The organism is Flavobacterium hibernum (genome assembly GCF_000832125.1).
Classification (GTDB): domain Bacteria; phylum Bacteroidota; class Bacteroidia; order Flavobacteriales; family Flavobacteriaceae; genus Flavobacterium; species Flavobacterium hibernum.
In genome coordinates this window covers 156,658-169,294 of record NZ_JPRK01000011.1, presented here as the reverse complement: position 1 = coordinate 169,294, position 12,637 = coordinate 156,658, and the positions used below count along the sequence as shown (strand labels likewise).

Here is a 12,637-nt window from a genome sequence, read left to right as displayed (position 1 = left end):
AGTTATATCATTTCCAAATCATTTACTGTTATACTCTTTTGAATATGAGAAAAATTAAAAAAATTCTGCTGGTTTTATTCGTATTGGTTATTGTTCTTGGGATAGGTTTGTGTGCCTATATTTTTCATTTGAAACCAAAATATGAAGGTGAAGTACAACTGAAAAATCTTCAGGAAGAAACTACAGTTTTTTTTGATGATTTTGGTGTTCCGCATATTTACGCTAATACCGAGAAAGATGCTATGACAGCTTTAGGTTATGTTCATGCACAGGAAAGATTATGGCAAATGGAATTGCTTAGAAGAATTGCGCCCGGGCGTTTGTCTGAGATATTTGGTTCTGTAGCGCTTAAAAATGATAAGTTTTTCTCTGGAATTGGTATCGAAGAGGCTTCGGCGAAAGCCATTGCCAAATTAGATAAAAACAGTCAGAGTTATAAAATGACAATGGCATATTTAGACGGAATTAATCAATATCTGGATAATGGAGTAACGCCAATTGAGTTTACTGTAATTGGAGTTAAAAAGGAGAAATTTACCATAAAAGATGTTTATAATATTTTTGGATATATGTCTTTTAGTTTTGCGATGGCACAAAAAACAGATCCTTTATTGACTGAAATTCGCAATAAATACGGCGCTTCATATTTGAAAGATTTGGGTATCGAGGGTGAATTTAATACTACAAGAATCAAGATTTCTAAAGAAAATATTCAAGAATACAGTACGATTTCTAAATCTGTGGCGGCTTTACTGGATAATTCGCCAATTCCGCCATTTGTGGGGAGTAATAGTTGGGTAGCTGGGCCAAACAAAACCAAAAGCGGAAAAGTGATTTTTGCAAACGATCCGCATATTGGTTTTTCGCAACCTGCAACTTGGTATGAAGCGCATTTAGTGACGCCAAATTTTGAATTGTATGGTTGTTATCTGGCAGGAACACCATTTCCATTATTAGCACACAATCGCGATTATGCTTATGGATTAACGATGTTTGAAAATGATGATATTGATTTTTATCAGGAAAGAACCTTAGGGGGAGATCCAAATCAATATGAAACACCTACAGGTTTTGGTAAATACGAATTGAGAAAAAAAGTAATTAAGGTTAAAGATTCTTCGGATGTTCTTTTGACGGTAAAATCAAGTCGACATGGACCAATAATGAATGATTTGTTGGATCGTCTGGATAAGAAAAATCCAATTGCGATGTCGTGGATTTACACACAGCAACCAATCCAGATTTTGGATGCTGTTTATGGACTTTCGCATGCAAAAAGTATAGAAGATTTTAAAAAATCGGTACAATTAGTTGCCGCGCCGGGATTGAATGTTATGTACGGCGACGCAAAAGGAAATGTTGGTTGGTGGGCAACTGGTAAGTTGTATAAACACAAAAAAGGAGTAAATACCTTTTTAATTTTGGATGGAACAAAAGGCAATGATGATATTGAGGAATATTTAGATTTTTCGAAGAATCCATCGGCAGAAAATCCTAAATGGGGATATGTTTATTCAGCAAATAATCAACCGGAAGCAATAGATGGTTTCTTGTATCCAGGTTATTATTTACCGGAAGATCGCGCCAAAAGAATTTCAAGTTTGATGGATGCAAAATCTGATTGGGACAAAGAAGCGATTAGCAAAATGATTTTTGATAATACATCTCTAATTGCGCCGGGAGTGGCTCAAACATTGATATCGAATGTAGATAATAAGTCAATTTCTTCGAAAGAGAAAGAAGTAATTGCTGCTTTAAACTCGTGGAAAGGAACTAATAATCTTGAAGATGTTGGTGCTACAATTTATAATAAATGGGTTTATTTATATCTAAAAAATACGTTTGAAGATGAAATGGGAGCAGATAATTTTAAATTGTTTCTCGATACATCTTTAGGAAAGCAAATTATTGCCAGACAAATTGAGAATGAAAACTCAGTTTGGTGGGATAATATTAAAACGAAAAATGTAAAGGAAACAAGAAGTGAAATTGTTTCGAAATCATTTCATGAAGCTGTTACTCAACTTCAGGAACAATTGGGCGATAAAATAGCCGATTGGAATTGGGGTAAAGTGCACTCGGTAGAACATGAACATCCTTTAGGGAAAGTTGCTGCACTGCGCATACTTTTTAATGTTGGGCCTTTTGCAGCGCCGGGATCAAATGAAGTAATAAACAATCAGTTTTTCGGATTTAATAAAGAAGGCAAATATCATGTAAAAGGTGGGCCTTCGACCAGAAGAATTGTCGATTTCTCAGATATTGAAAATAGTTGGAGTATTTTGCCAACGGGACAATCCGGAAATCCGTTTAGCAAACATTACGACGATCAGGCGGAAATGTACAATGAAGGTAAATTCAGAAAGATGAAATTGAACAAAGAGGAGATTATAAAAACTTCGACTAAATTGATTTTTAAACCAGCCGGGAAATAGGTTTTTTTGTTTCAGGTTTCAGGTTTTTGGGCTTACGTAATTTTACCACAAAGAGCACAAAGATTTAAGTTCAAAGTTTGTATGCGTATTTTTGTCATCCCGAGGAACGAGAGATCTCCGTTAGTAGCTCGACAAAGATTGATAATTTACTTCGCGGAGTTTCTTGCGGAGATCTCTCGTTCCTCGGGATGACAATTAATGCGCTTAATTTTCATTAAAAAAGGTAATTTTTGACAAAGATCTGAATACAAACAATATATAAACATCTGTCCCTCTGAACCTTTGCAACTCTGAACCTAAAAAAAACTCTGAACCTTACTTAGAAATATATTTCCCACGAACAATATCATTGGCAAATATTTCTAAATTGTAAGCAAGTGCATCATTAGTTGTCATAACGTTTGTGGTTTGATAAACAATGTCTTGTTTGTATGTTTTGAGTAGAGTTTCTAATTCAATTTCGTTATAAAACGCGAACATATTGTAAACGGCATCTCTAAAATTTTTGTAGTTAATACTTTCAGATACTTCGACTGTTTTTTGATCGTTCCATTTTTCTGCAAGAGCCGCTTCGTTTATGGTTGTTAGGCAAAAATCGATTACATGATTTTTGTAGTGAGCCGCTTCGACAATTTTATCGATTATAATTTTGTTTTGCTGTGTTGGCATTGCCACTTTTGACGGAGTTGTTTGAGAAAGGCAAATATTGACAACAAAGAGGCATAAGAGCGAAGTCAGAAAGACTTGCTTTTTTAGGTTTTTCATAGGTTAAATTTATTGTTTTGGGCGGAGCTAAAATAGCTTTTTTATTGCAGATAGTCAATTCGAAAATGAACTTCAAACAAAAAAAGAACTTCAATAAAACCAATTTAAAACTGGTTTTATTGAAGTTCTTTTGTAAGCGATTGTCTTACTTAGACTTTCGTTTATAGTAGTTATTTATTTTGAAATTTCTGCTAAAACTTTTTTTCCGTTTTCATTGCCTGGATCCAGCGCAACAGATTTTGTATAGTTTTCTATAGCCATTTTTTTGTCGCCATCTGCCAGATAAGCTTCACCTAAACTGTCGTATGCATTTCCTGATTTTGGAAAAGTTTCAGTGTTAATTTTAAAGACTTCAATAGCTTCTTTCTTTTTTCCGTTTTGTAATAATTCGTATCCAACTCTATTTATGTCTTCTTCTTTAATACCATAAGTTGGATCGTTTTTTAGTTTCTTATAAGTAGTTGTGCCGGCTGTAGTTCCTTTTTCAGAAAACACATCCAGTAATTCAAAAGCCAACGATCTTTTTGGTTGTTTTAGCGGCTGATTGTATAAAATTGCTCTAATGCCTGCATTCATTTCATCTAAAATAGTTCCGCCCGTATTATTTAGTAAAACCACCAGATTCTTATCAGCAGGAATACGCGAAATAACAGTATTAAATCCGTTGATTCCTCCACCGTGCTCAACAACTTTTAGTTTAGCTTTATCTCCATTTGGTTCTTCTTCTAAAAACCATCCATAACCGTAAAAACCATTTCCGGCTTTGATATAAGGTTTAAACAATGATTCCATAGATTTTTCTGAAAGCAGTTTAGTAGTATAAAGTGCCTGATCCCATAAATACAAATCTTCAACAGTAGAATATAACGATCCTGCGGCATACGGAATACTCATGTCCAGATAAAAAGCATTGATGATTTGTTTGCCTTTTTTCTCATATCCGGCAGCTCTGTTTTTTAATATAATATCGGCGTGATCGTAACCGGAATTAACCATTTTTAATGGAGTTAAAATAGTTTCCTGTAAATACTGTTCGTACGATTTACCACTAACTTTCTCAATAATGTATCCCAATAAGAAATATCCAGAATTACTGTATTGAAATTTTTCGCCAGGTGTAAATTCAAGAGGTAAACTCGAAAACGTTTTTACAAATTCTTCAGGAGTAAAAGGGTCTCTACTTTTATCTTTAAAGAAGTTTGGAGCTGAAGTATAATTTGGAATTCCGGAAGTATGCGTAAGTAAATGATGAATGGTTATTTTGTCTCCAGTTGCTTTGGGATAATCTGGTAAGTAAGTTGTAATAGGAACATCAAGTTTTAGTTTACCTTCTTCGGCAAGTTTAACGATCAAAAGTGCTGTAAATTGTTTACTAATAGAGCCTAATCTAAATTTAGTATTTGGCTGATTTTGAATATCCCATTCCATATTAGCAAAGCCGTAACCCTTTTTAAAAATGACTTTTCCGTTCTCAGATACAAGCGCAGATCCGTTAAATTGACCAAATTCGTTGTATTTACTTAGCAATTGGTCAATTTGTTTTGCTTTGTCTTGTGCAAAAGTGCTGAATGCAAAAAGCTGTAGCACTACAAATAGTGCAATAAGTTTGATTGGTTTTTTCATATTGATTGATGATTAAAGTTACTAAATTGATGTTTGTTCTTTGATTTGAATTGATGATTGAAACTTTATAATTGCTTGTGATTAGTTGAGCGTCTTTTATTTAGACGACTAAGTTTCAATTAAGTTTCAAGATCAATCATTTTTTTTCTTTTAGAAAGAGAAAAAAATGTAGAGCATAGACCAAATGCTACTTTTTTATTGGCCTATGTTCATAACTAACAATTCGTTTTAGTTTCCAATCATTATCTTTTCGTTCCCATATATGAATAAATTTTCCGGTTCCTTCCGGTTTTCCATCAAAATAAAACGTATGTTCACCCAATTGTACGGCTCCAAAATCGCCTAATTTGTCAATAGTGCATGAATTTAGTTTTCGGATTAATTTTTTAGACATCGCACATTTCGACATTAGCGATTTTATCTCATTTACTTTAGAAGTATTTAAACCAGAACGGTCATCATAAAACTCTATGTCGTCGGCAATTATTTTTTTGAAAAGTATTGTGTCACATTGATTAAAAGCAACATCAAAAAGCAAACTGTCCATCTGGATGATTTCAGTTTTTAGAACATCCATTTTTAGAATCTCCCGATTGTTCTGAGCAAATAGTACCTGACTTAAAAATAGTAGTATAATGATGATTAGTTTTGCCATGATTTTTTAAAGATGAGATTTTGTTGATATTTATTTTTTTTTGATTAACAGTTATTTCGTTTCAATCTCAATTATCTTTTTGCCCTTTTCGCCCAAATAATGACTGACTATTTTCTCGTAAACCTTATAACCGTCGTCAACATTTGTAAAAATGACTAAACCTTGTTTTGTTTTTGGTAACAGTAAAAAAATAGTTTGAACACCTTTGTCAGCCCCGCCATGAGATAATGCATAATCGTTATTACCTAAATCATATATTTCGAAACCAAGACCAAAATATTTGTTTTTCTTCGTCTCAACCTGATGAGAAGTCATATCGTCAAAAACGTTTTTGCTCAATCCGTCACTATTCATTACGCTGCATAAAAACGTACCATAATCGCCAATTGTAGTTAATAAATCATCGGCAGCATTGGCCGTTTTATTTTTAGTTGGTTCGTAAGCGTTGCCTTTATTGTCGTATCCAATTGCATATCTCGAAAGCTCAATTTTGTCATTCCAAACAAACTGAGTATCATTCATTTTGAGAGGTTTAAAAATCAATTCGTCTGCCAATTGATCTAAAGTTTTATGAAATTTGCTTTCTAAAGCCTTTCTTAAATATTCTAATCCTTCGCCAGAATATTGATATTTTGTTCCGGGTTTAAATTTAAAATCCAGTTTGCCGGATTCATTCGTAAATCTCCAATTTGGAAAACCAGTCTGATGACTTAATATAATTCTAGTTGTTAGCAGTTTTGTATTCGGATCTTTAGCAATATCCGGATCAATCCAGTATTTGTAAAGTGGCTCGTCTAGATTCCATTTTCCTGAACTTATTAGTTTTAAAGCTACAATTGCCGTTATAGGTTTTGTTAAAGAAGCAACATTCCAAATCGTATTATAAGGTGCAGTAACACCTTTTTTGAGTTCACCAAAAACTTTTATTTCTTGTAGTTTTCCGTTGTTTATAATGCCAATCCCTAAAGTTGGAACATTATTTTGTTTCAGCCATTTTTCGATTTCCTGATCATTCTCGAAAAAGTTAGATTGGGTAGTCGAACTAATCATTTTATGATCATAACTAAGCGATCTGGCTAATTTCCAGGATTTGTTTTGCAATAACCAAAGATGAGTAAATTTGGCAAAACTTCCTGGTTCTTCAGGTTTTCCTGGCGATTTTTCGTAAAAACGATGCGTTGACATTTGTATAGCGCCATATAAAACTCCGTTCTTATTATGTAGCGGATAAATCTCGGTACTTCCTTCAACTAATTCTCTGCGGTAATTGTATTTTCTAGTTGGCGAACATATCCCGTTTTTAAGATTGTATAAAAACTTAGTTTTGTTCGAAACACTATCTTTATCATGATAAAATTCAAAATCGTCCGTATATAAGTTTTCAAACTGTGAGATGTCGCAAGTATTAAAACCGATATCAAATAGAAGACTGTCTTTTGACATAATAGTCTTGTAGAGTTCGGGTTTTTTTTCTTCTTGAGAAAATCCAATATGAAATTGGAGTAGTAACATCCCAATTAAAATTGCTTTTAACTGGAAAATGGATTGGTTAATTTTCATTTTGTGATTGATTGATGATTAATGATTTAGCAAAAATAGTTCAATCAATGTTCACAAAATTGTATAAATGCGAAATGTCACCTTTTTTTAGAAAGAAAATACAAATCAGAGTTGAACATTTTTGGAGTTGTTTTCGTTACGTCTTTAAACTTCTTTATAAAATGTGATTGGTCAAAATATTTATTATAAAGGGCAACATCAGTTAGCTTTAGTTTCTCTAAATCTGAATTTACCATTTGGTCCACCGATTTTCTGAATTTTAAAATCTGAATGTAATTTTTGATCGTAAGTCCCGTTGCAATTTTGAATTTGATTTGAAGTGATCTTTGAGAAGAATTTAAGCTATTTCCAATTTCCGAAACCGTAACTTCTTCCTTGTAAAGCTTAATAAGTTCACATATTTTTTCGATTGTATTTTTTGATGGATTTGTATGGTTTAATTCTTCAAAATAATCATTTATTGTATTTAATAATTCTAAAATGTCACTATTTAAACCCGTTTCGATTTTGGTTTTAAAAGGCAATTCAGCCGAATTAAGTTTGATGATAGAATCTGTAAAATTACTCAATTCGTAATTCGGAAACATCGACAGTGTCCAGCCGTGCAACTGAATGATCGTAACTTTAGTTTTGGGCTGAATATTAACCAAAACTTTATTGGTCATTTGCGAACAAAAGTAAAAACCTTCGTTCATTTCATACTTACTTTTGCTGGTGTGGACTTCTATTGCGTTTCCGCTTACAATAGCCAAATTAAAACAGCCATTTGGTAGAACGAGTTTGTTTTCGATCAGGTTTTCGCCGATGCTATTATCAAGACACCAAATTTTATTGACAAATCGTTCGGATTCTTTACTGACATAATATTCTGAATATAGGTTCATATTTGTGTATTATGCTGGATTTCGATTGATTTGTTAAAAGTAGTTTTTTATTATTACATCAAGTATAATGTATTTTAAAATGTAACAAAAAAGCAACGGTAAAATGGTTAATGAAAATTGAAACCATTCTTCAATTGTGGTAACTTCATTTGATTCTTTATCGACCCAAACTGAATTATATTTTTTTTTGAAATATATATTTCGATTATTTTGTTTTAAAATATAATTATCGAAGTATTTATACATTATAAGGAATATCAAAAGATATATAGACAGGAAAGAAGTTTCTTTTCTGTTTTGTAGCATACTATCATTATATGCAATTATTGCTAATATTGGGGTTAGGATTGAAAAATATAAAAATAAATTATAAGTTTTTTTATCTCGTAAAATTCTATGTGCCGGAGGATAGATGAGTGTGACATACCAAATAAATGCAAATCCCACTAAAGAAGCAATTAAGCTTATTGTTACCATGTTTTAGGATTTGCTTTTAGTAATTATCGATTCTGTTTTTAAGCTAAAATATACATTTCTATAAAAATTCTGGGAAAAATCTTCGTTTCGTTACATTCCATTCTTCCAAAATGATACTATAATAAACATCGTCTTTGCTTTTTTCTTCAGAATCAACATAATTATTTCTAAAAATACCTTCTTTTATTGCTCCAAGTTTTTCTATTGCTCTTTGTGATCTTAGGTTTTCTAGATCTGCACTAAATTGTATTCTTTTAAATTGAATTTTTTCGAAGCCAAAATTCAATAATTCGTATTTGCAGGCTTTATTTAAACCAGTTCCTTGAAATTGTTTTCCATACCAAGTCCATCCAATTTCGCATTTTCGACTCGCATGATTTAAGTAACCGTAACGCGTGCTTCCGGCAACTTTGTTTGTTGCTTTATCGATAATTAAAAACGGATAACAAATTCCGTCAGCTTTTTGTTTTAAAGTGTTTTGAATATAATTTTCAAAATCCTGATCGTTGCGAATGTACATTCCCATATATTTCCAGATTTCGTCATCAAAAATAATTTCTTTGAGTTCGATGTTTCCTAAGTCCTCAAAAGGAACTAATAAAACTTTCTCGTTTTCTAAAATAATATGGGATTGTAGTATTTCGCTTTTCATTGTTACTTAAGTGTAATTATTTTTTTTAATAAATGAATTGAAGTTAGCCCTCGCAAAGTCGCAGTCCCGAGGTTTCGGGAGCAAAGTTTTTTTCTCCTTTCAGTGGAAATGACATACAGTATGTTATTACTTTTAAAAACTTTGCGACTGTGCAACTTCGCGAGATTGTTGTGTTTGTTAGATCAACTTATAATCAAACGAAAATAATCTTTTCCAACTTTTTAATAAATCCATAAAAACGAAAATTTGTTATGAAAACGGTTCTTGCAGGAGCATCCGTTTAATTATAACGAATTGAGGGTAAATATTTGGTTTATTTTAAAGCTGTTGGATATTTATTACTTATTTTTACGATCTTATATTTAGATTTTTCTTGATGCAAACTCCACTAAAAATTGCTATTGTAGGTTCTGGATTGGTAGGATCACTATTGGCAATTTATCTCAAAAAAGAAGGTCACACCGTTCATGTTTATGATCGCAGTCCTGATATTCGTAAAATTAATTTTTCGGGTCGTTCTATAAATTTAGCTATGTCTAATCGTGGCTGGAAAGCTCTTGATGGCGTTGGTGTTGGCGATTCGGTTCGCGAAATTGCAATTCCAATGGACAAACGTGCCATTCATTTAGTCGATAAATTAAACTTTCAGAATTATGGACAAGAAGGCGAGTCGATTTATTCGATTTCCAGAGGAACTTTGAATCGAAAAATGATTGATCTTGCTGAAGTGGCAGGAGCTGAATTTTTCTTTGACCAAAAAATCTGGGATGTTACGCTAAGTGAGGCAACTTTGCATATTGGCGAAACTGAAAGAGGCGAGTGGGAAGAAGTAAAATATGATATGGTTTTTGGTGCCGATGGTGCTTTTTCAAGAATTCGTCACAGAATGCAACGTCAGAGCATGTTTAATTATTCGCAGGAATTTTTGAATATGGGGTATAAGGAATTGAATATTCCAGCAAATGCCGATGCAACTCATAAACTGGATAAGAATTCTTTTCATATTTGGCCTCGTGGCGAATATATGTTAATTGCGCTTCCTAATCTTGATGGAAGTTTTACCTGTACTTTATTTATGCCTTTTGAAGGCGAAAATTCATTTGCTTCGCTAACTGATCGAAAAATGGTAGAAGATTTCTTTGAGAAAAACTTCCCGGATTCGATTGAAGTGATTCCAAAATTAGCCGAAGATTTCTTTAAGAACCCAACAAGTACTTTGGTTACTATGAAATGTTTTCCATGGACTTATGAAGATAAAATTGCTTTAATTGGAGATGCTTGTCATGCTATTGTTCCGTTTTATGGACAAGGAATGAATGCAGGCTTTGAAGATATTACGGTTTTAAACGAAATGATCGAAAAATACGGAAACGATTGGAAGAAGATTTTCTCAGAATATCAAATTTCACGTAAACCAAATGCCGATGCTATTGCAGAACTTTCGTACCGAAATTTCATGGAAATGAGCACCAAAACAGCAGATGAAAAATTCTTACTGCAAAAGAAAATAGAGAAAGCATTCTCAGACAAACATCCAGACAAATGGATTCCGCTTTACAGTCGTGTAACTTTTAGCGATCGCCCATACGCCGAAGCTTTGGCAATTGGAGATTTCCAAAACGGAATTATGGAAGAGGTTTTAAAACTCGATAATATTGAAAATATCTGGAACACAGCAGAGGTCGAAAACAAAATTTTAGAACTGCTGCAAAACGCCTAATTTTTTTAAACCATATAAGTTCATATGAAAGCTATGGATATAGTAAACCCGACTGGTTTTAAAAAACCAGTCGGGTTTGATATTTAGATACTTGGTATATAAATTAACTTATATTACTTACATTTGGGAATTTTTTATTTTTTGAATATTTTAGATAAAACTCCAAAAACACCTCTTATAAAAGTAGCACTTGTAACCACTTTCAAAACTGATTTTGTAACAACACTTGTTGTACTTGGTTCAGCTTTTGAAGATCGCGTTGGAGTTTGTTCTTCTTGTTCAGCACTAGCTTGCTCAGCGTCGGTAATTTTTTTGGTTAAAATTTCATAAGCACTTTCGCGATCAATTTCTTCAATATATTTTTTTACCAGTTTCGATTTACTGTTAATAGCTTCGATTTCGTCAGGTGTTAAAACATCCATTCTGCTCATAGGAGCACGCATCATCGTGGCAACAAGAGGTGTTGGAATACCTTTTTCATTCAAAGCAGTAACAAGAGCTTCTCCAATTCCTAAACTAGTTAGTAATTCATCTGTTTTGTAATATTGTGAAGTAGGATAATTGTCTGCTGTTTTTTTAATCGCTTGCCTGTCATTTGCAGTAAATGCTCTCAATGCATGTTGAATTTTTAATCCTAATTGTGCCAAAACACCACTTGGTACATCCATAGGGTTTTGCGTTACAAAATAAATTCCAACACCCTTAGAACGAATCAGCTTTACAATAGTCTCTATTTGTTCCAAAAGCGCTTTACTGGCCTCATTAAAAATTAAATGCGCTTCATCAATAAAAATAACCAATTCAGGTTGAGCAACATCTCCTTTTTCTGGCATTTGTTGGTAAATCTCAGCTAATAAACTCAACATAAAAGTCGAGAATAATTTTGGTTTATCCTGAATATCCGTCAAGCGAATGATGTTTACATATCCCTTGCCATTTTCATCAATTCGCATCAAATCATCAATTTCGAATGATAATTCTCCAAAAAACAAATCGCCACGTTGTTGTTCTAATTCGATAATTTTTCTGAGAATAGTTCCTGTAGTTGCAGTAGAAATTTTGCCGTAATTGGCAGAGATTTCGTCTTTACCCTCTTCAGTAATATAATTAATTACTTTTTTAATGTCTTTTAAATCAAGTAAAGGCATTTTGTTATCGTCGCAATATTTAAAAATTACTGCAACTACGCCGGCCTGAGTATCATTTAAGTCTAAAATTCTTGAGAATAGAACAGGACCAAATTCCGAAACCGTCGCTCTTAAACGAATGCCATCTTGTTTAGAAAGTGACATTAGTTCTACAGGAAATGAAGCAACTTTATAGGGTATATTTATTTTAGCATGGCGTTCAGTAATAAAACCTTCTTCCTTACCTTCTTTTGCGATTCCACTAAAATCACCTTTAATATCCATCATCAGTACAGGAATCCCAACATTCGAAAGCTGTTCAGATAATACTTGTATCGTTTTTGTTTTTCCAGTTCCCGTTGCGCCAGCAATGAGTCCGTGGCGGTTTAGTGTTTTTAAAGGAATTTTGACGTGAACATCAGCAAGAGGTTCGCCGTCTAAAATTGCACCTCCTAGAATTATACTATCACCTTTAGAAAGGTACCCATTGTTTATATCTTGAATGAAATTATCCCTTTTATCCATGTTTTTATTTGTAATTTAGATGATTATAAGAGTATTGCTTGGTTTTTTAACATTTTGAGCTCGTTTTTTTTAGTAGGAAAAAGCTTTTTTCGATTGAAAAATATATAAAAAATAATTTCGCAACTTTTTAAGAAGATATCAAAGGAATGTTTGAATATTTACTAAAACGTTGTAATTTTCCCATTAATCGTCCTTTTTTTTGTCTTATTTAAAA

General features: G+C 32.8%; 9 protein-coding genes. 2 read left to right on the top strand and 7 right to left on the bottom strand.

Going from position 1 to position 12,637, the window contains the following annotated elements; genetic code table 11:
* Nucleotides 1-44: 44 nt before the first annotated feature.
* Nucleotides 45-2,435, top strand: a complete 2,391-nt coding sequence (locus IW18_RS13595; RefSeq protein WP_041518424.1) for a penicillin acylase family protein — start codon at nucleotides 45-47, stop codon at nucleotides 2,433-2,435.
* Between the two features lie 315 nt (nucleotides 2,436-2,750).
* Here IW18_RS13595 and IW18_RS13590 read toward each other — a convergent pair whose 3' ends face one another.
* The 6 genes from IW18_RS13590 to IW18_RS13560 all read right to left on the bottom strand — a co-directional run bounded on the left by IW18_RS13590 (nucleotide 2,751) and on the right by IW18_RS13560 (nucleotide 9,051).
* Complete coding sequence (locus IW18_RS13590) at nucleotides 2,751-3,200, bottom strand: hypothetical protein (RefSeq protein ID WP_041518423.1); 450 nt, start codon at nucleotides 3,198-3,200, stop codon at nucleotides 2,751-2,753.
* 174 nt (nucleotides 3,201-3,374) lie between these two features.
* Nucleotides 3,375-4,823 (bottom strand): serine hydrolase, encoded by a 1,449-nt coding sequence (locus tag IW18_RS13585; RefSeq protein ID WP_041518422.1) that lies wholly within the window; start codon nucleotides 4,821-4,823, stop codon nucleotides 3,375-3,377.
* Nucleotides 4,824-5,010: 187 nt separating this feature from the next.
* On the bottom strand, nucleotides 5,011-5,478 hold the full coding sequence (locus IW18_RS13580) for a nuclear transport factor 2 family protein (protein ID WP_041518421.1): 468 nt from the start codon (nucleotides 5,476-5,478) through the stop codon (nucleotides 5,011-5,013).
* A 51-nt stretch (nucleotides 5,479-5,529) separates the two neighbouring features.
* Nucleotides 5,530-7,038, bottom strand: coding sequence for a serine hydrolase (locus IW18_RS13575; RefSeq protein ID WP_041518420.1), 1,509 nt, complete (start codon nucleotides 7,036-7,038; stop codon nucleotides 5,530-5,532).
* Nucleotides 7,039-7,115: 77 nt separating this feature from the next.
* Complete coding sequence (locus IW18_RS13570; RefSeq protein ID WP_041518419.1) at nucleotides 7,116-7,922, bottom strand: helix-turn-helix domain-containing protein; 807 nt, start codon at nucleotides 7,920-7,922, stop codon at nucleotides 7,116-7,118.
* A gap of 535 nt (nucleotides 7,923-8,457) precedes the next feature.
* Nucleotides 8,458-9,051: a GNAT family N-acetyltransferase gene (locus tag IW18_RS13560; protein ID WP_041518417.1), complete on the bottom strand. Its 594-nt coding sequence runs from the start codon at nucleotides 9,049-9,051 to the stop codon at nucleotides 8,458-8,460.
* A 376-nt stretch (nucleotides 9,052-9,427) separates the two neighbouring features.
* Here IW18_RS13560 and IW18_RS13555 point away from each other — a divergent pair, with 376 nt between their 5' ends.
* A complete protein-coding gene (locus IW18_RS13555) occupies nucleotides 9,428-10,771 on the top strand; it encodes an FAD-dependent oxidoreductase (protein ID WP_041518416.1) in 1,344 nt (447 codons plus the stop codon).
* A 134-nt stretch (nucleotides 10,772-10,905) separates the two neighbouring features.
* On the opposite strand, the gene IW18_RS13550 is transcribed toward IW18_RS13555, so the two are convergent.
* Nucleotides 10,906-12,423, bottom strand: a complete 1,518-nt coding sequence (locus IW18_RS13550) for a helicase HerA-like domain-containing protein (RefSeq protein ID WP_041518415.1) — start codon at nucleotides 12,421-12,423, stop codon at nucleotides 10,906-10,908.
* Between the last annotated feature and the right edge of the window lie 214 nt (nucleotides 12,424-12,637).